The 21,076-nt window shown below is 44.6% G+C and carries 19 protein-coding genes and 1 pseudogene; 6 read left to right on the forward strand and 14 right to left on the reverse strand.

Annotation, left to right across the window (positions count from 1 at the left end; translation table 11 throughout):
• Positions 1–184 precede the first annotated feature (184 nt).
• The 4 genes from LZZ98_RS07900 (at position 185) to LZZ98_RS07915 (ending at position 5,415) form a co-directional block, all read left to right on the forward strand.
• Positions 185–1,966 (forward strand): acyl-CoA dehydrogenase C-terminal domain-containing protein, encoded by a 1,782-nt coding sequence (locus tag LZZ98_RS07900; RefSeq protein ID WP_237787370.1) that lies wholly within the window; start codon positions 185–187, stop codon positions 1,964–1,966.
• Between the two features lie 93 nt (positions 1,967–2,059).
• Positions 2,060–3,229, forward strand: a complete 1,170-nt coding sequence (locus LZZ98_RS07905) for a thiolase family protein (RefSeq protein ID WP_237787371.1) — start codon at positions 2,060–2,062, stop codon at positions 3,227–3,229.
• A gap of 120 nt (positions 3,230–3,349) precedes the next feature.
• Entirely contained in the window at positions 3,350–4,849 is a 1,500-nt protein-coding gene (locus tag LZZ98_RS07910) for an acetyl-CoA hydrolase/transferase family protein (RefSeq protein WP_237787372.1), read from the forward strand.
• 224 nt (positions 4,850–5,073) lie between these two features.
• Positions 5,074–5,415: a hypothetical protein gene (locus tag LZZ98_RS07915; RefSeq protein WP_237787373.1), complete on the forward strand. Its 342-nt coding sequence runs from the start codon at positions 5,074–5,076 to the stop codon at positions 5,413–5,415.
• Positions 5,416–5,492: 77 nt separating this feature from the next.
• Here the strand turns inward: LZZ98_RS07915 and LZZ98_RS07920 are convergent.
• The 14 genes and pseudogenes from LZZ98_RS07920 to LZZ98_RS07985 all read right to left on the reverse strand — a co-directional run bounded on the left by LZZ98_RS07920 (position 5,493) and on the right by LZZ98_RS07985 (position 18,336).
• Positions 5,493–6,202: pseudogene (locus LZZ98_RS07920) on the reverse strand (HAD family hydrolase).
• 83 nt (positions 6,203–6,285) lie between these two features.
• Positions 6,286–7,002 carry an SIR2 family NAD-dependent protein deacylase gene (locus LZZ98_RS07925; protein ID WP_237787374.1) on the reverse strand — a complete coding sequence of 239 codons (717 nt, stop codon included), beginning with the start codon at positions 7,000–7,002 and terminating at the stop codon, positions 6,286–6,288.
• A 149-nt stretch (positions 7,003–7,151) separates the two neighbouring features.
• The gene (pcaD, locus tag LZZ98_RS07930; protein ID WP_237787375.1) at positions 7,152–7,928 is read right to left on the reverse strand and encodes a 3-oxoadipate enol-lactonase; all 777 of its coding nucleotides are present in this window, start codon (positions 7,926–7,928) and stop codon (positions 7,152–7,154) included.
• A gap of 59 nt (positions 7,929–7,987) precedes the next feature.
• Positions 7,988–9,193, reverse strand: a complete 1,206-nt coding sequence (gene pcaF / locus LZZ98_RS07935) for a 3-oxoadipyl-CoA thiolase (protein WP_237787376.1) — start codon at positions 9,191–9,193, stop codon at positions 7,988–7,990.
• A 139-nt stretch (positions 9,194–9,332) separates the two neighbouring features.
• The gene (locus LZZ98_RS07940; RefSeq protein WP_237787377.1) at positions 9,333–9,986 is read right to left on the reverse strand and encodes a 3-oxoacid CoA-transferase subunit B; all 654 of its coding nucleotides are present in this window, start codon (positions 9,984–9,986) and stop codon (positions 9,333–9,335) included.
• A gap of 19 nt (positions 9,987–10,005) precedes the next feature.
• Positions 10,006–10,668 (reverse strand): 3-oxoacid CoA-transferase subunit A, encoded by a 663-nt coding sequence (locus tag LZZ98_RS07945; RefSeq protein WP_237787378.1) that lies wholly within the window; start codon positions 10,666–10,668, stop codon positions 10,006–10,008.
• 20 nt (positions 10,669–10,688) lie between these two features.
• Positions 10,689–11,918: a benzoate/H(+) symporter BenE gene (benE, locus tag LZZ98_RS07950; protein WP_237787379.1), complete on the reverse strand. Its 1,230-nt coding sequence runs from the start codon at positions 11,916–11,918 to the stop codon at positions 10,689–10,691.
• Positions 11,919–11,974: 56 nt separating this feature from the next.
• Positions 11,975–12,760, reverse strand: a complete 786-nt coding sequence (benD, locus tag LZZ98_RS07955; RefSeq protein ID WP_237787380.1) for a benzoate diol dehydrogenase BenD — start codon at positions 12,758–12,760, stop codon at positions 11,975–11,977.
• Positions 12,761–12,787: 27 nt separating this feature from the next.
• Complete coding sequence (benC, locus tag LZZ98_RS07960) at positions 12,788–13,804, reverse strand: benzoate 1,2-dioxygenase electron transfer component BenC (RefSeq protein ID WP_237787381.1); 1,017 nt, start codon at positions 13,802–13,804, stop codon at positions 12,788–12,790.
• Between the two features lie 90 nt (positions 13,805–13,894).
• Complete coding sequence (benB, locus tag LZZ98_RS07965) at positions 13,895–14,386, reverse strand: benzoate 1,2-dioxygenase small subunit (protein WP_086175664.1); 492 nt, start codon at positions 14,384–14,386, stop codon at positions 13,895–13,897.
• Entirely contained in the window at positions 14,383–15,771 is a 1,389-nt protein-coding gene (gene benA / locus LZZ98_RS07970) for a benzoate 1,2-dioxygenase large subunit (RefSeq protein WP_237787382.1), read from the reverse strand. The genes benB and benA overlap by 4 nt, the downstream gene beginning before the upstream one ends.
• A gap of 81 nt (positions 15,772–15,852) precedes the next feature.
• On the reverse strand, positions 15,853–16,773 hold the full coding sequence (gene catA, locus LZZ98_RS07975) for a catechol 1,2-dioxygenase (RefSeq protein ID WP_237787383.1): 921 nt from the start codon (positions 16,771–16,773) through the stop codon (positions 15,853–15,855).
• Between the two features lie 141 nt (positions 16,774–16,914).
• Positions 16,915–17,205 carry a muconolactone Delta-isomerase gene (gene catC, locus LZZ98_RS07980; RefSeq protein WP_086175661.1) on the reverse strand — a complete coding sequence of 97 codons (291 nt, stop codon included), beginning with the start codon at positions 17,203–17,205 and terminating at the stop codon, positions 16,915–16,917.
• A gap of 21 nt (positions 17,206–17,226) precedes the next feature.
• A complete protein-coding gene (locus tag LZZ98_RS07985; RefSeq protein ID WP_237787384.1) occupies positions 17,227–18,336 on the reverse strand; it encodes a muconate/chloromuconate family cycloisomerase in 1,110 nt (369 codons plus the stop codon).
• 115 nt (positions 18,337–18,451) lie between these two features.
• Here LZZ98_RS07985 and LZZ98_RS07990 point away from each other — a divergent pair, with 115 nt between their 5' ends.
• Both LZZ98_RS07990 and LZZ98_RS07995 read left to right on the forward strand, forming a co-directional pair.
• Positions 18,452–19,366, forward strand: coding sequence for a LysR family transcriptional regulator (locus tag LZZ98_RS07990; RefSeq protein ID WP_086175659.1), 915 nt, complete (start codon positions 18,452–18,454; stop codon positions 19,364–19,366).
• Between the two features lie 292 nt (positions 19,367–19,658).
• Positions 19,659–21,029, forward strand: coding sequence for an MFS transporter (locus tag LZZ98_RS07995; RefSeq protein WP_237787385.1), 1,371 nt, complete (start codon positions 19,659–19,661; stop codon positions 21,027–21,029).
• Positions 21,030–21,076 lie beyond the last annotated feature (47 nt).

The following is a 21,076-nucleotide window of genomic DNA, read 5'->3' on the forward strand; positions in this document are numbered from 1 at the left end:
GCATTCAACCCAGGTTTTTCGCACCATGCATTTCTCCTCATGAATGTTGAAAACCGCGTGAATGCCCAGATTTTATTTGGATAGATGTTCGTTGGAATAAACCCGTAATTTCAGTATAGGTTCCTAAAAATTTTAAAAAGAACTTCAATATTTTGATGCGAAGTCTTCACACAAGGAAAGCAATATGCCTATTTATAACGCACCCCTTAAAGACATGGAATTTATTTTAAATGATGTATTTAAGGCAGATGAATTCTGGCAGGGTAATGAAAACCTCGCTCATTTAGATATGGCAACGGCTAATGCGATTTTAGAGGAAATGGCAAAGTTTTCTAAAAACGTCATCCTTGATTTAAACCGCAGCAGTGATGAAGAAGGCGGCGCACAGTTCAATAATGGGGTAGTGACTACACCTAAAGGTTTTAAAGAAGCATTTAAACAGTTTGCCGAAGGTGGCTGGGTTGGTCTGGGGGCACCTGAAGAATGGGGCGGTCAGGGCATGCCTAAAATGCTGACGGTACTGGCTGATGAAATGATCTGGAGTACTAACCCCTCATTCATGCTCTACCCATTACTGACTGTGGGTGCAGGTATGGCGATTAATGACCGTGCTTCCCAAGAACAAAAAGAGACTTATCTGCCAAAATTCTACACCGGTGAATGGTCAGGTACCATGTGCCTGACAGAACCGCATTCTGGTACAGATCTCGGACTGATCAAAACCAAAGCGGAACCGAATGAAGATGGTTCCTTCAATATTACCGGTACAAAAATCTTTATTACCAGTGGTGAACACGACCTGTGTGAAAATATCATCCATCTTGTTCTGGCAAAAACCCCGAATGCACCCGCTGGCTCACGTGGTATTTCCTTGTTCATCGTGCCGAAATTCCATGCCAATGCTGATGGGTCGGTGGGTGAACGTAATGCGGTGGCAGCGGGTTCAATCGAACATAAAATGGGGATCAAGGGATCTGCGACTTGCGTGATGAACTTTGACGGTGCTAAAGGTTATATCGTTGGTAAAGAAAACGAAGGCTTGGCAGCCATGTTCGTGATGATGAACTACGAACGTTTATCGATGGGCATTCAAGGGATTGGCGCAGCAGAATATGCTTACCAGAACGCCGCACAATATGCGACAGACCGTCTGCAAGGCCGTGCAGCAACCGGTGCGAAATCGCCTGAAAAACCGGCCGATTCCATTTTAGTGCATGGTGATGTGCGCCGTATGTTATTGAATGTACGTGCTAATAACGAAGCATCACGTGCCTTTGCGGTCTATGTAGGTCAACAGCTCGACATTACCAAATACTCAACCGACGCTGAAGCAGTCCGTAAAGCCAATGATCGTGTTGCACTGCTCACCCCAATTGCAAAAGCTTACTTAACCGACAAGGCGCTTGATTCAAGCCTGGAAGCACAAATGGTGTTTGGTGGTCATGGTTATATTCGTGAATGGGGCATGGAACAGTGTATTCGTGACCTGCGTATTTCACAAATTTACGAAGGCACCAACGGCGTTCAGGCGATTGACCTGATTGGCCGTAAAACCATCAAATGTGGTGGTGCATATGTTGCTGAATACATCGCAGAAATTCGTGAATTTGCGCAAGGTCTGGATGATGCATTGACGATTAAATCCGCTTTATTAGATGTCTGTACACAAGTTGAAGACAGTACCGCCTTTATTGTGAATCAGGCAAAAACAGCGCCTGATTTCTCCAATGCCGTGGCAGTGGATTACTTACATGTTGTGGGATTACTCAGCTTTGTTTATATGTATGCGCGTATTAGTCAGGCTGCTCAACCGAAAGCTGAAGCTTTCTTCCAGAACAAGCTGGTGTTGGCGCAGTACTATGTCGCCAAAGTTTTACCGGATCTGGCAGCACGTGTACAACGCATTCAAGCCGGTGCCGATGTGGTGATGCAGTTGCCGGAAGAGTATTTTACTGCTCAATCTTAAGATCAATACTGGCATTGCACTAGAATGGAAATGATATGGGCTGGACTCTTAGCCCATATCAAACAACAAAACTTATAAATTAGGATGGAAAAAATGATTGTTATCGTAAATGGTGTTCGTACAGCAATGGGTGGCTTCCAGGGTGCGCTTTCTTCATGTACAGCACCAGATTTAGGTGCAGCAGCGATTAAAGAAGCTGTTGCACGTTCTGGCTTACAACCTACAGATATTGATGAAGTGATTTTTGGCTGCGTACTTCCGGCCGGTTTAAAACAGGGACCAGCGCGTCAGGCCATGCGTCAGGCAGGTTTACCTGACACCACAGGTGCAACCACCATTAATAAAATTTGTGGTTCAGGCATGAAAGCGGTAATGCAGGCTGCCGATGCCGTAAAAGCTGGCTCAGCAGAGATTGTGGTCGCAGGCGGTATGGAGTCAATGAGTAATGCGCCATATCTACTCGATAAAGCCCGTGCCGGTCATCGTATGGGGCATGGCAAAATTACCGATCACATGTTCCAGGAAGGCCTGGAAGATGCTGAAACTGGCCTTTCCATGGGTGTACTTGCACAGGAAATGGCCGATAAAAAAGGTTACACCCGCGAACAGCAAGATGCCTTTGCAATCAGCTCGTTGAATAAAGCAGTCACTGCCATCAACAATGGTTATTTTAAAGAAGAAATCGTGCCTGTAACCATGACTTCGCGTAAAGGCGATGTGGTGGTTGAGCAAGATGAACAGCCGCTCAATGCCAAGGCCGATAAAATTCCAACTTTACGTCCGGCATTTAAAAAAGATGGCACCATTACCGCTGCCAATTCCAGCTCCATTTCAGACGGTGCGTCTGCTTTAGTCATTACATCTGACGAAATTGCAGCAGAGCGTGGTTTGGCTCCTGTGGCGAAAATTGTGGCTTATGCTTCAAATTCACAGCACCCAACAGAGTTCAGCATTGCACCAGTCGGCGCGATAGAAAAGGTTTTGAAAAAAGCCGGTTGGGACGCTCAAGAGGTTGACCTTTGGGAAATCAATGAAGCGTTTGCCATGGTCACCATGGCGGCTATGGATGCCTTTAATCTGGATCCAGCAAAAGTGAACATTAACGGTGGTGCCTGTGCACTCGGCCATCCATTGGGTTCATCAGGTTCGCGCATTATTGTGACTTTACTGCATGCCTTAAAACGCACTGGTGGTAAAAAAGGAATTGCCAGCTTATGTATCGGCGGTGGTGAAGCAACAGCTGTGGCCATTGAACTGATTTAAAAATATTGATTAAGTAAAGCTATAAGTTACGAATGTGAAATTCGATAAGCAATAAAAGCCACCATTCCAGCACGCTGGGATAGTGGCAAAAAAAATACGTTTATTTTTGAGATTTTTATTATGAATGGTTTAGATCGCATTCGCTTAGTCTCCCTTCGCGACAAAGTTATGTCAGCCGAACAAGCGATTGAATTGATTCAAGACGGTGCTGTAGTGGGTTTAAGTGGTTTTGGCGGTGCAGGTGAAGCAAAAACTGTACCTTTGGCTTTGGCGGAACATGCCAAACAACATCCCTTAAAAATTACCCTCGCTACAGGTGCAAGCTTAGGCAATAGAATTGACGGCCGTCTAAATGAAGCCCATGCGATTGCGCGCCGTTATCCTTATCAGGCCGATCCTGGCCTGCGTAAATCGATCAATGCTGGTGAAGTGATGTATATCGATCAGCATTTGTCTGAAATGGCAGATAATATTCGTCATCACAACTTGCCGTCGATTAATGTAGCAATTATTGCAGCAACGGCGATTACTGAAGATGGGCAGATTATTCCAACCGGCTCATGCGGTAACTCGGCCAACTTTGTAGAAATGGCAGATCATGTGATTGTCGAAATTGACAATACTATTAATCCGGTGCTGGAAGGCGTACATGACATTTATGTACCCAAAGCCCGTCCAAATCGTGCACCGATTCCCTTGATTCATGCGGGAGACCGGATTGGAACGGTGGGCATTCAGGTGAGTCCGGAAAAGATAGTAGCCATCGTCCTGAATGACCTTCCCGATACTTCCTTTAACATGGATGAACCGGATCAGAATACTTTAGCTATTGCCAAACACCTGATTCAATTTTTTGAAGGTGAAGTGGCAGCAGGGCGTTTACCGGAAAATCTGGGCCCGCTTCAATCGGGTGTCGGTTCGATTGCTAATGCGGTTTTTTCAGGTTTTGAACATTCCAATTTTCATGACTTGGAAATGTATTCCGAAGTTTTACAGGACTGTACTTTTGACTTGATTGATTCGGGCAAAATGACCTTTGCTTCAGGTTGTTCCATGACCCTGTCAGATTCTTGTGCACAGCGTGTCATGAACAATTTTGAGCAATACAAAGACAAGATTGTGCTGCGTCCGCAGGAAATTTCCAATAATCCTGAAATCATCCGCCGTTTGGGGATTATTGCCATTAATACAGCACTGGAGTTCGATATTTACGGCAACGTCAATTCAACCCATGTCACCGGCACCAAAATGATGAACGGGATTGGCGGTTCAGGTGATTTTACCCGGCATGCCCATATAGCAATTTTTGTGACCAAATCGGTCGCCAAAGGTGGGGCTATTTCATCTGTAGTTCCAATGGTCAGTCATACTGACCATACCGATCATGACGTTGATATTTTGGTGACAGAAAATGGTCTGGCAGATTTACGCGGTCTGGCTCCACGTGAGCGTGCCCGTAAGATTATCGATTTATGTGCGCATCCTGATTATCGCGATGAACTGAATGATTATTTTGAACGCGCTTGTCAGCGTGGTGGGCAAACGCCGCATCTGCTTGAAGAAGCCTTGTCCTGGCATGCAACATTTGAAGAGACTGGAAACATGCATAAAACTGCATAAAGATAGCTAAATGCATAAAACAAAACCCATCTCATGATGGGTTTTTTAATTTCTAATTTAATTCTAACCTAAGTTTTTATGAATGAAATGTGGAGAGAATTTTCAAAAAATGACCAAGGCAAGACAGATTTGTTACTGCTGAAACGCTTTGCCTACAACAAGCCACTTCATCAGCAGCGTGTTGTTCCTATAATGGCCGCATCGCAACACTCAAGGTCTCAGTTTTGAAATATCTTCAATATTTTTCAGGAATCTCATTATTACTGCTGTTAACTGCTTGTACTACTGAAGCACCGGATTATCAGGGCATCTGGAACAATACCTTAGAAAATCCACAGCTTGAAAATTCACTGGTGATTGCCAAAAATGGTGATAATTATTTCATTACCAATACCTTAAAAGACAAAGCCACCGGTAAAACAAAAAAGAAAAATCCGGTGCCTGCCTCAGTGGGCAAGAGTGGTTTACTTGAGGTGAATGCCGGTGCCGGTGTGGTTGATTTTGCGATTGACGAAAAAACCGGAAATCTGGTGGGTTCAGGCTCAATCTATAAAAAAGCAAAATAATCATTCAAGTCGTGTATCTACAGAAGATGTCATGAAAGCGGATGATTCATGGCATCTTTTTTAGTTTATGAAGCTTTTTATTTTATGAAACTTAATAAGGCTGCAAAATCTTCTACAAAATAATCTGCTTTGGCTTTAATTTCTTCAATTTCATGCACTGAATATTGATCATAGATCGCCACTACATCAATGCCTGCATTGTTGGCGGCTTCCAACCCCAATCAAAGAATCTTCAATAATCAGGCAGTCCTTAGCTTGAACATCAAAATGCTGAAGTGCTTTTAAATACATTTCTGGAGGCGGCTTGATGTTCTCGACATTTTCACGGGTTAACATGATGGTAAAATCATCATTAAAACTGATCTTTTGATTAATATTCTGATTATTATCTTGATAACGCTGAATATTATACACACTGGTGGTGGTGGTAAGTTCCAGTTGCATACCTTGTTGTTTGAGCGCATTAATCAATAGGTGGGCTTGCGGTTTAAGCTCGACCACGTGATCCAGAAAATGGCGTGAAATAGTATAACGGCGGGTTTTTACCTCTTCTTTGCCCAAATCAAAACCATACAGCTCATTTAAATAAGCACAGTATTCCAAATATGGATCAGGGGATTGTCTAAAAATTTTCAGCTGAAGATCGCGTTGTTGCTGAATTACGTTGAGATCCACCTCAATATTCGATAATCGTTGTATCAGGGTTGCATCGACTATTCCAGATTCCGACTGAATCAATAAGCGTTCCATCCAAATCAAAATAAATTAATTTTTTCCCTTGAAACATTTTTATCTTACATCTGGTTTGAATGAGCCGAATTATATCTGGTTTGAATCAGCAGATCGGTTAAAGTACAAAAATTTCCAGTTTCAACGCTGATTGGAAAATCGTTTTTCAAGCTGGTCAAATAGCATTTGCATGCCTTGAGTTGCGGTTTGAGGAATCAAATGATATTGCGTGGGGACACGAAGATGGTCGGCTTTAAGATCGATATAATAGGCTTCACATGTTGCAGGTATTTCATGAATCAGTCCTGCAACAGGGTAAACCACTAAACTGGAGCCGATCACAATAAAAATGTCGGCATCTTGAACCAGTTGTATGGCCTGTTCATAAGCGGGGACGGCTTCCCCAAACCACACCACATGCGGACGTAGCGGATAGCCTTGCGGACATTTATCGCGTTGCAGGTGTAGTTCCCAGCCTTGAATAGGGTAGAAGGTCTCAGAATACTGTGCCCCCGGTGCAGAGCTTTTAGCCAAGCGAATATTGCCATGTAAATGTAAAACATGACGATTTCCTGCACGTTCATGCAAGTCGTCTATATTTTGGGTAATCACATAACAATCTGCAAAGTCTTGGATTTTGGCAATGAGTTGATGTGCTAAATTGGGCTGTGCTGCCAGTACATTTTTACGCCGTGCATTATAAAAATCTTGTACCAGTTGAGGATTTTTTTGCCAGGCTTCAGGTGTCGCGACTTCTTCAATCTTGTGGTTTTCCCAGAGTCCATCATGATCACGAAAGGTATTTATTCCACTTTCTGCACTCATTCCTGCACCGGAAAAGATCACGATTTTTGGCATTTCTATCGATTCACTATTTTAAATTTTTAATCAACTTATCATAAAATATTGATGTTTTTTTATAGGTTTTATACAACACTTTAATTTTTTTGAGCAACCATAAAACTAAGCCCCACTCATTAGCAGGGCTTAGGAATTTAATTTTCACATTAAGCAATAAATTGCTGAACAGCTTGATTGAACTCGTTTGGACACTCAATATTTGAAATATGCGAAGCATTAATTTCAAACAAAGCGCTATTTTTAATATGATTTACCATATATTGACCGTCTGAAACGGTGGTGACAGGATCTTTTTGACCTGCAATCACCAATACCGGCACAGTAATATCTTTCAGCTGTTCGCGTAAATCCGCTTTAGCCAAAGCTTTACAACAGCTTGCATAACCTTCGGCGCTGCCAGCTTCCAAGTCGTTTTGAAGGTTTTCAACGACTGTCGCGTTGCTTTGGATAAATGGTTCGGTAAACCAGCGTGATGCTGCAGTTGATGCGATGGGTTGAAGGCCTTGCTGACGTACCAATGCGGCACGCTCATTCCAGGCCTGTTCCTGACCAATTTTGGCTGCCGTGTTGCAGACAATCACGTGGCTAAAACGTTCAGGCTTATTGATTGCTAACCATTGACCGGTTAAACCACCCATTGAAATACCGCAGAACGCAGCTTTTTCAATTTTTAAATGATCGAGCAGGTTGATAACATCTTGACCCAGTTGATCAAGCCTATACGGACCTTGTGGTGCAGATGAAGCCCCATGACCACGGGTGTCATAGCAAATCACAAAATAATTCTGTTTGAAGTGATTAAATTGTTTTTGCCACATCCCATAATTGGTGCCGAGTGAATTAGAAAAAATCAAGGCTGGCTTGGCTGCATCACCAAAAGTCTGGTAATTGATCTGGGCATCATTCGATGTAAAAGTTGGCATTAAAATCCCTCCCGACCTCCCTTTAATAAAGGGAGGAGGTTTATATTTTTAATAGTCTGTTAGACACGTTCAATAATCAAAGCGATGCCTTGACCGACACCAATACACATTGAGCAAAGACCGTATTTACCACCAGTCTGTTCAAGCTGGTTGAGTGCAGTCGTCACAAGACGCGCGCCAGATGCACCGAGTGGATGACCTAAGGCAATTGCACCACCATTTGGATTGACTTTCTCTGAATCATCTTCAATGCCCAAGTCACGAGTACATGCCAAAGCTTGTGCTGCAAAAGCCTCATTCAGTTCAATCACGTCCATCTGTTCAATAGTCAAACCTGTTTGTGCCAATAATTTCTTGATGGCCGGTGCAGGACCAAAGCCCATAATACGTGGCTCAACACCGACTACTGTCGAGCCAATAATTTTGGCACGTGGTTTTAAGCCATACTGTGTTACAGCATCATCCGAAGCAATCAGCAGGGCTGCTGCACCATCGTTAATCCCGGATGCATTCCCTGCAGTCACTGTACCGTCAGCTTTTACGACTGGTTTCAGTTTTGCCAAAGCTTCTGCCGTAGTGGATGCACGTGGATGTTCGTCTTTATCAACTACAACTGGATCGCCTTTACGCTGCGGAATCACCACAGGAATAATTTCTTTATCAAAGAAACCACGTGCTTGGGCTGCCGCTGTACGTTGCTGGCTGGTTAAAGCAAACTGGTCTTGATCGGCACGGTTAATATTGAACTGTTCCGCAAGGTTTTCAGCGGTTTGCGGCATGGTTTCTACGCCGTACATTTCTTTGAGTTTCGGGTTAATGAAACGCCAGCCCATGGTGGTGTCTTCAATCTTCTGACTACGACCATAGGCAGATTCAGATTTACCCATCACAAATGGGGCACGAGACATGGATTCCACACCGCCGGCAATAATCAGTTCAGCTTCGCCTGCTTTGATGGTACGCGCAGCCATGGCAATAGCATCCAGTGATGAACCACAAAGACGGTTAATCGTCGTTGCTGGAACTTGGTAAGGCAGGCCTGCAAGCAGGGATGACATACGCCCGACGTTACGGTTATCTTCACCGGCCTGGTTGGCACAGCCATAAATCACGTCATCAACCTGTTCCCAGTTCACCGAGGGATTGCGTTCCATTAAAGCTTTGATTGGAAGTGCACCCAGATCATCGGTACGTACAGGAGCAAGGCCACCAGCATAACGGCCAAATGGAGTACGGATGGCATCAACGATATATGCATTTTTCATGTTTTATTTTTCCAAATCTTTTAATCCCTCCCAACCTCCCTTTAAAAAAGGGAGGAGATTCCTACCTAAAATTACGAGGTGGAAGTCCCCCTTTGAAAAAGGGGGATTTAGGGGGATTTAAAATTATGTTTAAAGACGATTAACCCTGAGTCGCATCAATCAGTTTGGCACCGGTCATTGACTGCAATTCTTCAAATGACAGACCTTCAACTTTCTCAATCACTTTCATACCTTCAGGGGTGACATCAATCACGCAGAGGTCGGTATAGATACGATCGACACATTTCAGGCCAGTCGCAGGGTAAGACAGCTCAGCGACGATTTTTGGCTCGCCTTTTTTAGTCACGTGATCGGTGGTGATAAAGACTTTTTTCGCACCAACGGCCAAGTCCATTGCACCTCCCACCGCAGGAATCGCATCCGGTGCACCGGTATGCCAGTTGGCCAAGTCACCATTTTCAGCGACCTGGAAAGCACCGAGTACGGCAATGTCCAGGTGCCCACCACGCATCATGGCGAATGAATCACCGTGGTGGAAGAAGGCACCACCTTCAAGTAAGGTCACAAATTCTTTACCAGCATTGATCAGCTCAGGATCACGGTCTTCTTCAGCAGGAGGAGGACCGAAAGCCAACAGGCCATTTTCAGAGTGCAAGAATACGTCTTTGTCTGAAGGCAGATAGCTGGAAATTTTGGTTGGTAAGCCAATGCCGAGGTTGACATAGGCACCATCAGGAATATCTTGTGCCACACGTTCAGCGATCTGGTCACGGGTCAGTTTGCTATAGCTCATTGTTTCTCTCCGATACCGATTATTGTGCAGGTTTTACTGCAACCACGTGTTGAACAAAAATTCCCGGGGTGATGATGTGTTCAGGATCCAGTTCAACCACTTCAGACACCTGAGCAATGGTCACGTCTGCTGCCATCGCCATAATCGGACCGAAGTTACGCGCAGATTTACGGTATACCAGGTTGCCCCAACGGTCGCCTTTATGCGCCTTGATTAAGGCAAAATCCGCCTTGATCGGGTTTTCTAAAACGAAGTCTTTGCCTTCATAGTTCAGGGTCGGTTTGCCTTCAGCCAGCAATGTTCCAAAACCGGTTGGCGTGTAGATGGGACCTAAGCCCATACCTGCAGCCTGAATCCGGCAAGCCAGGTTACCTTGAGGAACCAGTTCCAGTTCGATTTTGCCGGCACGGTAAAGTTCGTCAAACACCCAAGAGTCAGACTGACGCGGGAAAGAACAGATGATCTTGCGCACAGCACCCGTCTTTAAAAGTTTGGCCAGACCATAGTCGCCATTACCAGCGTTGTTATTCACAATAACCAGATCCTTGATGCCAAGCTCAACCAGGCCATCAATCAGCTCTGCCGGCTGACCCGCTGTACCAAAACCGCCAATCATGATGGTCGAACCATCTTTAATTTGAGAGAGGACTTCCGTTAATGAAGCCACGCTTTTATCGATCATAATCATTCCTAACGCTAAAATTATTTAGTTTCAGTTTGGGAGAGGGAAACAGTGTTTGACACTGTCGGACCTGTTTTGGGTTTGCTTAATAAAAGATGGGCGACGAGACCGATACAAATGCCCCAAAACACCGAACTCAATCCGAGGAAATGCATACCGGATGCTGTAGCTAAAAAAGTGATTAAGGCTGCATCACGTTCGCTTTCATCTTTCATGGCCACTGAAACATTGGTGGCAATGGCACCCAATAGGGCAAGGCCTGCAAGCGCTGCCACCAGTTCTTTCGGCAGCAGGCTGAACAGCATGACAATGCTGCCGGCAAATAAACCGCCTAAAATATAAAACACACCATTGGCGATTCCTGCGATATAGCGTTTATCTTTAAGTTCATGTGCATCCTTACCCATACACAAGGCAGCGGTAATGGAAGCCAATACAATGGTAATCCCTCCGACACAGGCCACCGCTAATGAAGCAATGCTAGTAGCTGTAATGATCGGTTTGGCCGGGGTGTCATAACCGCTAAGCTTCATGATGGCCATACCCGGTAAAAACTGCCCGCTAAGACTGACCAAGATTAGGGGAATCGCCAGATTAAGCATGCCATTGATTGACCATTCAGGGCTAATCCACTGCGGAATGGCAAGGCTGAAATCAACAGTGACTGGATTCATTTTGCCGAGGATTAAACTGAGTAAAACCCCTGCAAGCAGTACCCAAACCATGCTGTAGCGTGGACTTACGCGCTTGGATACTAAAAAAACCAGGAGCATGCCAAACACGATCAGGGGCATGCTGTTTGTAGCGGTGAACAGTCCCAAGCCAAATTGGAATAAAATCCCGGCCATCATACCCGCTGCAATGGATTGGGGAATCCATTTCAAAAGCTTGTCGAAATAGCCTGTCAAACCAATAAAAAGAATTACCAAAGCGGCCGTGATATAGGCAGCGACCGCTTCATTTAAAGAAATATTGGGGAAGAGCGTGACCAGCAGTGCCGTGCCGGGCGCTGACCAGGCGGTGATGACCGGGACTTTGTACTTGATTGATAAAAAAATCCCAGCAACTGCTGCACCAATGGAGATTCCCCAGATCCATGAAATCATCATGCTGGGGTCAACATTGGCTTTTTGTGCCGCCTGGAAAAAGATGATCAACGGCCCGGAATAGGAAATCAGCACGGCTAGAAATCCTGCAACCGTTGCTGACACAGACCAGTCATCTTTTAATTTTTTAAACAGGGTCGTCATTGCTACTGCCTCCATGCTGATAAATCAATGATCCTGTACCACGCCTATGATCAGGGTTAGCCCTGATCACCACCACCAACGGGAACCACTGTTCCTGTCATATAAGACGATTCGTCAGATGCCAGGAAAGTGATGGCATTGACTTGTTCCTGAATCGTGCCATAGCGTCCCATAAAAGTACGGTCAATGGTTTGATCAACGACTTCTTGCATCCATTCTTGTTCAGATTCAGTCAGTGGGTTGGCATTACGCGGCACTTTACGTGGTGGTGCTTCTGTACCGCCAGTTGCCACGGCATTGACACGAATACCATCTTTAGCATGTTCAAAGGCGAGGGAAGCGGTTAAACCATTCACACCCCCTTTTGAAGCCGAATAAGGCACACGGTTAATGCCTCGTGTTGCAATTGAAGAGACGTTTACAATGGTGCCTTGTTGATTTTTAATCATTTCAGGTAGTACTGCACGACAGCACCACATGGTTGGAAACAATGAGCGATTCACTTCCTTGATAATTTCTTCTTCAGAAAATTCTTCAAAGGGTTTCATCCAGATCGCACCACCGACGTTGTTGATGAGCACATCAACACGACCATAGGTCTCAATCGCTTTGGCAACTACCGATTCTGCGCCTGCAAAGGTTTCTAGGTTGGCTTTGACGATAATTGCATCACCATCTTGTGCTTCAATTTCTGCTAATGTTTCTTCTACATAATCGGATATATCGGCTAGCACAACCTGAGCGCCTTCGCTGGTTACTTGCAATGCCACGCCACGGCCGATGCCTTGTGCGGCACCGGTTACGATAACAACTTTATTTTCAAATCTTTGTACATGATTCATTTGATTCTCCGGCTCAGTAGCTCAAACTTAGTTGGCAGAGAATTTTTCAAACAGGAAGCTTGCAGGTTTAACACCACCGGCTTCTAACCAGCCTCGAACCGCTTCGACCATAAGGACTGGACCACACAGGTAGATATCGACATCACCACCATTCAGCCATTCGTTTTCTATATGACCAGTCACATAACCCTTACGCTCATGTGCAGATTCCGGATTTGCCACCACGGTGCGGTATTCAAACCACGGGAATTTTTCTTGCAGTTCATTCAGTTTTTCAAGTGCAACCAGATCGAAGTCATTGGTGACACCAAACACCAGACGCACTGGCTGTTCTGAACCTTTTTCTTCCAGTACTTGCAGCATCGACATAAACGGCGCAATACCCGTACCGCCTGCCAACATCAATACAGGGCGAGCGACATTACGCAGGTAGAAGCTACCAAATGGACCGGTGAAGGTCATTTTGTCGCCTGCTTTGGCATTTTGGCTTAAGAATTCACTCATTTTGCCGTTAGGAACGTTACGTACCACAAAGCTGGTTAAACGGTTACCTGGTTTAGAGCTGAATGAGTAAGAGCGTGTTTCAGTGGTGCCCGGAATACCGACATTGACATATTGACCGGCAAGGAAGTGTATGTCTGGCTGACCTTCATCGAGCTGAATGTCAAAAGTAATGGTCGAGTCAGACAGGTTTTCGACGCGAGCCAAAGTACCTTCGAAGGCGTGAATTTCGGTTTTGCAGACATCTGAAGTGGCCTGAATCTGAAATACTGCATCTGAAGTCGGTTTACACTGACATGCAAGAATGTAGCCTTCAGCTGCTTCTTCAGGGGTTAATGCATCTTCAATATAAGTTTCTTCAGGCATGTCATACGAACCTGATTCACAAAACGCACGGCACGTTCCACAAGCACCATCACGGCAGTCCAAAGGAATATTGATCTTTTGACGGTATGCTGCATCAGACAAAGTTTCGCCTTGAACGACACTGATAAAACGTGTAACGCCATCTTCAAATTGAAGAGCAACATTTAAGTTTGACATGGCTGAATATCCTATATTAATCTTTAAAACTGAACCTTTCAGCCAAATTTCCATATAGCTGAAAGGGTTTACCTTGCTGTATCAACAGTCTTAGAGGTGATAAATATCAATGACCTGATTGATGTAATCGTTTTTCAGCACCACGTACTTGCTTAAAATTTGTGGTTTGTCGCCTGAAAAATCGATCACATAACGTGACATACCGAAGTAGCTGTAGTTGGTTTTGTAACGGAAACTCAAAGTATTCCAGTTAAAACGAACCGTTACCTTGTCTCCATCACGTTCAACAATTTCAATGTTGCTGAGGTTGTGGCTAGTACGTGTGTCTGGCATGGTTGCAGACGAGCGTTCAGTTTTAATACGGAACACACGGTCTTCCAAACCTTGACGATCCGGGTAATAAATCAAAGAGATTTCAGACTGTGGGTCTGTGGTCAGCTTGTCATCATCATCCCATGACGGCATCCAGAAAGATGCAGTAGGGGCGTAGCACTTTAACCAGTCATCCCATTGCTCATCATCTAAAAAGCGGGCTTCCTGATACAGGAACTGCGCAACTTTTTCTAAAGTGATGTCGCTCATGCGTTTTCTCCTTCAGTTGATGCTGCAATTTCTTTTTCAGTTGCGATACCTTTTTTCATCAGTTCTAACCAGTACTGGTGCTGAGCCAGGTATAAACCTTCGTCTTCAGTTTTAATACCAGACAGTTTTGGTTTTAAACCGATTTCATTCGCAGCATCATCCGGACCTTGGATCCAGTGTTTAGAACCACGGCACATATCGTTCCATTCCAGTGCGATACCCGCATAGCCCGCCTGACATGCACGGAATTCTTCAAGATCGTCTGGGGTTGCCATACCTGATGCATTAAAGAAGTCTTCGTACTGACGGATACGGCGTGCACGTGCTTCCGGTGCTTCACCTTTAGGTGCGATACAGTAAATGGTCACTTCAGTCTTATCGACAGAAAGAGGACGTAATACACGAATTTGTGAACCAAACTGATCCATGAAATACACGTTTGGATAGAGGCATAGGTTACGTGAACGTTCGATCATCCACTTCGCCATCGCTTCACCGTATTGCTCGGTATATTCATCTTTCTTGGCAAAGTTTGGACGGTCTTCCGGGTTGGCCCATTGAGTCCAAAGCAGCATGTGACCGTGTTCAAAGCCGTAAGAACCACCGCCTTGTTTGCCCCATGAGCCTGCGCTCATCGCACGGATATTGTCACCCGCTTCTTTTTCTTTACGTTGCTGAGTTGTTGCAGCGTAGTTCCAGTGTACAGCAGACACGTGGTAACCATCGGCACCGTTTTCAGCAGTCAACTTCCAGTTACCTTCATAGGTATAAGTCGAAGAACCACGTAACACTTCCAGACCTTCATCAGACTGACCCACGATCATGTCAATGATTTTAGTCGCTTCGCCCAGGTATTCTTCCAGTGAAGGAACGTCCGGGTTTAAGCTACCAAACAAGAAACCTTTATAGCTTTCAAAACGGGCTACTTTTTTCAAGTCATGCGAACCGTCTTTATTGAAGCAGTCTGAATAGCCTGCATCTGCCGGATCTTTAACTTTTAACAACTTACCAGAGTTATTAAAAGTCCAACCGTGGAATGGACAAGTATAAGTCGCTTTGTTGCCTTTCTTGTTGCGGCACAATTGTGCACCACGGTGAGAACAGGCATTGATCATTGCATTCAGTTCACCTTGACGGTTACGTGCAATGATGATTGGCTGACGACCAATGTAAGTAGTATAGAAGTCGTTGTTGTTTGGAATCTGGCTTTCATGAGCCAAATAAACCCAGTTGCCTTCAAAGATGTATTTCATCTCTAGGTCAAACAGGGCTTGATCTGTAAATACAGAACGGTGAAGCTTAAATTCGCCACTTTCAAAATCGTCAACTAAAAGTTCATCAATACGATCAAGATGGCTGGTGTTAATTACTGGGATACGAGGCATGTCCGTTCTCCGACTGTCCAACTTTGGGCAAGTCACCGAGATGTCATTAAACTGACATCTCGATTTCCTATCATGAGGTCATTAAGCGCTTGCGCGGCGACGTTCAACTTCAGTAGAAGGAGCACCTTCTTTGTCTTTTTGAAGTACAATGTCAAACTGGATGTGTTTGAAAGGACCTTTCAAACCGCGACGTGCGATTTCAGCTTCATCAGTAACGTCTGCAGCAGTTGCAACCAGGCCTTCACGTGTACCGAATGCGAAGTCGTCCCAAAGGTACTTGTCGCCTTCGATGTTGAACTGAGTTGTCAACTTACGGTGACCAGGAGCAGAAATAAAGTAGTGAACGTGTGCAGGGCGTTGGCCATGACGAGAAAGTTTGTTCAACATGTGTTGTAACGGACCTTCCGGGTTCAAACCGTAACCTACAGGCATAGTGGTTTGCGCAGTGTAGTGACCATTTTCATCAGAAAGGATGGTACGACGAAGGTTGAAGTGTGATTGAGTCTTGTCGAAGTAAGAGTAGTTACCATTACTGTTCGCATGCCACATTTCAACTTTAGCACCAGAAAGCACTTCACCATCAGTGTCAGTTACTTTACCTTCGATGATGAGTGTTGCGATTTTGCCTTCTTCAGTACCATCGTCCATACGAGCGAAACCTACAGATTCAGGTGCGCCAGCTACATATAAAGGACCTTCGATGGTACGAGGAGTACCGCCGGTCAAGCCTGCTTTCGCGTCAGCTTCATCAGCACGAAGATCCAGGAAGTGTTCCAAGCCGATTGCAGAACCTAAAAGGGCAAACTCATCAGCCTTAGCCATATCGATAAGTGCTTCAACGCCTTTCCAAACTTCAGACTGGCTAAGATCAAGATCTTCGATTGCTTGGTAGAAGTCAGTTACTAGACGAACAACAACTTGTTGTAAACGCACATCTACTGGACCTTCAGAAGTGTCCACATTACAAGCTTTAACTACATTTTCAATGGTTTGACGATCCATTTTACTACTCCTTGGAAGTATACCTTTGGGTGGCTAGTTTCTCAGTGTTTGTTTTGAGAGCACTGGCTGCCACATTCCTTGTTTGAACTACGTTTTGTTTACAGAAAAAGAATAAATTTATTTCCCTTTCCAGTTTATTGATCAGCTGTCATCGTCACGAACTGAAGAAGGGTGACGATTTAAAGCCATCACTTCGATATTCATGTATGGATAAAGCGGAAGACCCTGCAAAATGTTGTGCAGTTCTTCATTGCTCTCCACATCAAAAATACTGATGTTGGAATACTGACCGGTAATGCGCCAGATATGTCGCCATTTACCCTGGCGCTGTAAATCCTGTGAATAAGCCTTTTCAACTGCTTTAATTTCATTGGCCTTTTCCGCTGGCATATCCAGTGGAATGTTCACGTCCATACGTACCTGAAAAAGCATGTGAAACTCCTTGATCTTCAATTAGTGACGACGTAAGTTGTCAATCTTGTCTTCATCCAGCTCTATACCCAAACCAGTACCTTTTGGAAGGGCAAGTTCAAAATTCTGGTATTGAAGCGGGGTTTTTAAAATTTGTTCAGTGAGTAACAGAGGGCCAAACAGCTCTGTGCCATACGCCAAGTTTTCAAAAGTCGAGAACACGTGCGCAGATGCAATCGTGCCCACAGGACCTTCCAGCATGGTGCCGCCATACAGGTCAATTCCAGCCAGTTGGGCGATTTTGCCAACCACACAGCCTTCCATCAGTCCACCAGACTGCGCGACTTTGACTGCAAATACTGATGCCGCGTTGCACTTGGCAAGCTGGTATGCAGTTTGTGGTCCCATCAACGACTCATCAGCCATAATGGCAATGTCAAATTTACGGGTCAGACGCTGCATGGCATCAATGTTGTCAATTGCGCAGGGTTGCTCGATCAGGTCCACGCCGCCATCTTGCAACAGCTGAATGCCTTTAACGGCCTGTAACTCTGACCATGCACGGTTAACGTCGACGCGAATAGAAATGTCTTTACCTAGCGCCTTTTTAATGGCCAGTACATGCTCAACATCGGCTTCGACTGCACGTGAACCGATTTTCAACTTGAAAATGTTATGGCGTTTGGCCTCAATCATTTTCTTCGCTTCAGCAATATCTTTATCGGTATCGCCAGAAGCCAATACCCAAAGTACCGGCACACTGTCACGTAAACGACCGCCAAGCAGTTCACTTACAGGAATACCGAGACGCTGTGCCTGAATATCCAGTAAGGCTGTTTGAATGGCACATTTGGCAAAACGGTTGCCATTGATATGCTTTTTTAAAGTCTGTACAGTTTGCGCAACGTTTAGCCCTGTTAAGCTTTTCAATAGAGGCGCAAAATAGGTATCGATATTTGTCTTGATGCTCTCCGGGCTTTCGTCACCGTAGCCTAGTCCACCAATGGTTGTCGCTTCACCCCAACCCACAAAACCATCTTCTGTGCTGATTTTTACTAGTACCAGTGTTTGGGTCTGCATCGTCGCCACCGCCATCTTGTGGGGGCGAATGGTTGGAATTTCGACAAGCAACGTTTCTATGGATTTATACATCTTTGAGCTTCTCAATCTTGCTTTGTGTATCTCTTGTGATATACCTTAAAAGAATAGATATTCACTGTCTAAGATCAATTTTGCATTTTAATATGCTTTAAAGGTATGGAAGATCATGGAACTGAGACATTTACGCTACTTTGTGGCCGTCGTAGAAGAGCAGAGTTTCACCAAGGCGGCGGAAAAACTGTTTATTGCTCAACCACCTTTAAGCCGGCAGATACAGAACCTTGAAGCAGAGCTGGGAATTCAGCTTTTTGAGCGGGGTAGCCGACCATTATTAACCACTGAAGCCGGGCAATTCTTTTATCAGCATGCGGTTAAACTTTTGTCTAATGCAGAAGAAATTAAAGCCATGACCAAACGGGTGGGGATGGTCGAAAAAACCGTAACCATGGGTTTTGTCGGTTCGCTGCTTTATGGCTTATTGCCGAAAATAGTGTATTTATTTCGTCAGCAACAACCCCATTTAAAAATTGAACTGATTGAAATGAGCACCAAAGATCAAATTCAAGCACTTAAAGAAGGGCGGATAGATGTAGGCTTTGGTCGACTGCGAATTTCTGATCCTGCGGTGAGACGGATCCTTTTACGTGAAGAGCCGCTAATGGTCGCCATGCATGCCAGCCATCCGCTCGTGCAACATAAAAAGGGAGTTTTCCTGACTGATATTGTGGATGAAAACCTGTTCCTGTATCCCAGCCATCCCAAACCGAATTTTTCCACCCAGGTCAGATCGCTGTTTTCAGAATATAGTCTGGATCCAAAAAGTTTGAAGGAAGTGCGTGAAATCCAGCTGGCTCTGGGTCTGGTGGCTGCAGGGGAAGGGATTTGCATTGTTCCGGAAAGTGCCAAAACCATTCAGTTACCGCATCTGCATTATATTCCCTTACTGGATGATGCTGCGGTTAGCCCCATTTTTCTGGCCATTCGCAGCATGGATGAAAGTGAGCATATCCGTTCACTATTTGATTGTATTTATCAGGTCTATGACCTGGAAGCCATTGCCTATGACCGTAGCATAATCTGAATTTCGAGTGCCATTCGTTGCAATTTTTTGACTGGCTGAAAAAAATCAGCGGCATCTCATTTCATTATGCAGGCTCATCCTAACCGGTGTAATGCGCTGCATTTTTTTTATAAAAAGAATGATAAAAAAAGAACTTAGCTTGATTAATGCCCTTTGCAGATATCTTTAAAGTATTGCACCGCTTTCAGACAACTTTTAAGGTATGAATATATATGCAATCGGTTTTGGACATTTTTTCGCATTTTCTGCATTGTGATGTCATTCACAGGATTTCACAATTAGGAGGTGAAACATGTCCAATAAGATAAATATCAATACATTGATTGATGAAGCAAAATTTACACCATTTCATTGGGGCGTATTATTCTGGTGCCTGATGATCATTATCTTTGACGGTTATGATCTGGTGATTTACGGAGTAGCGCTACCATTGTTAATGCAGGAATGGGCACTCAATACAGTACAGGCGGGTTTACTGGCCAGTACCGCATTATTTGGCATGATGTTTGGTGCCATGAGTTTCGGAACACTGTCCGATAAAATTGGCCGTAAAAAAACCATTATGATCTGTGTAACACTTTTCAGTGGCTTTACCTTTTTAGGTTCTTTTGCCAGCAACCCTACTGAGTTCGGTATTCTTCGCTTCTTGGCAGGTTTGGGAATTGGTGGCGTGATGCCAAACGTGGTCGCCCTCATGACCGAATATGCACCAAAACGTATCCGCAGCACGCTCGTTGCGCTGATGTTTAGTGGTTATGCGATTGGTGGAATGTCCTCTGCATTATTGGGTGCATGGTTGGTACCGCAGTTTGGCTGGAAAATCATGTTCCTTCTTGCCGGTGCGCCATTATTACTTTTGCCGGTGATCTGGATGTTCCTGCCTGAATCGTTGATGTATTTAACTGCGAAAAATCAGACCGTAAAATCGCATGGCATTATCCAGAAAATTGCGCCTCAACTCAGCATTCAAAAAGATACGCAATTTGTCCTGAATGATGTGTTAAAAGGCGACGAAGCTCCACTCAAAGCGTTATTCCAGCAAGGCCGTAGTTTCAGTACCTTCATGTTCTGGATTGCATTCTTCATGTGCTTACTGATGGTGTATGCATTAGGCAGCTGGTTACCAAAATTGATGATCCAAGCAGGTTACTCACTTGGTGCAAGTATGATCTTCCTGTTTGCCTTGAACATTGGCGGCATGATTGGCGCGATTGGTGGGGGTGCATTGGCTGACCGTTTCCATATCAAAAAAGTACTCACGATTATGTTTGTATGCGGTTCAGCGGCGTTAATTTTACTTGGTTTCAATAGCCCACAAATCGTGTTGTATACCTTAATTGCAGTAGCAGGTGCAGCAACCATTGGTTCACAAATCTTGTTATATACTTTTGTAGCACAGTACTACCCAACAACTGTACGTTCTACAGGTATGGGCTGGGCGTCAGGTATTGGTCGTATTGGTGCAATCGTTGGACCAGTATTAACAGGTGCATTATTAACCATGAATTTACCGCACCAAATGAACTTCTTGGCTATTGCGATTCCAGGTGTAATTGCGGCGTTAGCAATCTTCATGGTGAACTTAAAAGCTTCTGTAGATGCGAAAAATCTTACAGAGTCTAGTGCGAACAACAATCCAGTTGCGCAAAAAGCAACTCAATAATTTCTTTACCTTTTTATTAACCTACTGTCATCAATGATATAGCTCGC

Source organism: Acinetobacter sp. SM34, from assembly GCF_022012365.1.
Taxonomy (GTDB): domain Bacteria; phylum Pseudomonadota; class Gammaproteobacteria; order Pseudomonadales; family Moraxellaceae; genus Acinetobacter.

Bases quoted from the DNA above. Each gene is read 5' to 3' on its own strand.
- LZZ98_RS07900 (WP_237787370.1), top strand. From the start codon at position 185: ATGCCTATTTATAACGCACCCCTTAAAGACATGGAATTTATTTTAAAT.
- LZZ98_RS07905 (WP_237787371.1), top strand. From the start codon at position 2,060: ATGATTGTTATCGTAAATGGTGTTCGTACAGCAATGGGTGGCTTCCAG.
- LZZ98_RS07910 (WP_237787372.1), top strand. From the start codon at position 3,350: ATGAATGGTTTAGATCGCATTCGCTTAGTCTCCCTTCGCGACAAAGTT.
- LZZ98_RS07925 (WP_237787374.1), bottom strand. From the start codon at position 7,002: ATGCCAAAAATCGTGATCTTTTCCGGTGCAGGAATGAGTGCAGAAAGT.
- pcaD (WP_237787375.1), bottom strand. From the start codon at position 7,928: ATGCCAACTTTTACATCGAATGATGCCCAGATCAATTACCAGACTTTT.
- pcaF (WP_237787376.1), bottom strand. From the start codon at position 9,193: ATGAAAAATGCATATATCGTTGATGCCATCCGTACTCCATTTGGCCGT.
- LZZ98_RS07940 (WP_237787377.1), bottom strand. From the start codon at position 9,986: ATGAGCTATAGCAAACTGACCCGTGACCAGATCGCTGAACGTGTGGCA.
- LZZ98_RS07945 (WP_237787378.1), bottom strand. From the start codon at position 10,668: ATGATCGATAAAAGCGTGGCTTCATTAACGGAAGTCCTCTCTCAAATT.
- benE (WP_237787379.1), bottom strand. From the start codon at position 11,918: ATGACGACCCTGTTTAAAAAATTAAAAGATGACTGGTCTGTGTCAGCA.
- benD (WP_237787380.1), bottom strand. From the start codon at position 12,760: ATGAATCATGTACAAAGATTTGAAAATAAAGTTGTTATCGTAACCGGT.
- benC (WP_237787381.1), bottom strand. From the start codon at position 13,804: ATGTCAAACTTAAATGTTGCTCTTCAATTTGAAGATGGCGTTACACGT.
- benB (WP_086175664.1), bottom strand. From the start codon at position 14,386: ATGAGCGACATCACTTTAGAAAAAGTTGCGCAGTTCCTGTATCAGGAA.
- benA (WP_237787382.1), bottom strand. From the start codon at position 15,771: ATGCCTCGTATCCCAGTAATTAACACCAGCCATCTTGATCGTATTGAT.
- catA (WP_237787383.1), bottom strand. From the start codon at position 16,773: ATGGATCGTCAAACCATTGAAAATGTAGTTAAAGCTTGTAATGTGGAC.
- catC (WP_086175661.1), bottom strand. From the start codon at position 17,205: ATGCTTTTTCAGGTACGTATGGACGTGAACATTCCACTGGATATGCCA.
- LZZ98_RS07985 (WP_237787384.1), bottom strand. From the start codon at position 18,336: ATGTATAAATCCATAGAAACGTTGCTTGTCGAAATTCCAACCATTCGC.
- LZZ98_RS07990 (WP_086175659.1), top strand. From the start codon at position 18,452: ATGGAACTGAGACATTTACGCTACTTTGTGGCCGTCGTAGAAGAGCAG.
- LZZ98_RS07995 (WP_237787385.1), top strand. From the start codon at position 19,659: ATGTCCAATAAGATAAATATCAATACATTGATTGATGAAGCAAAATTT.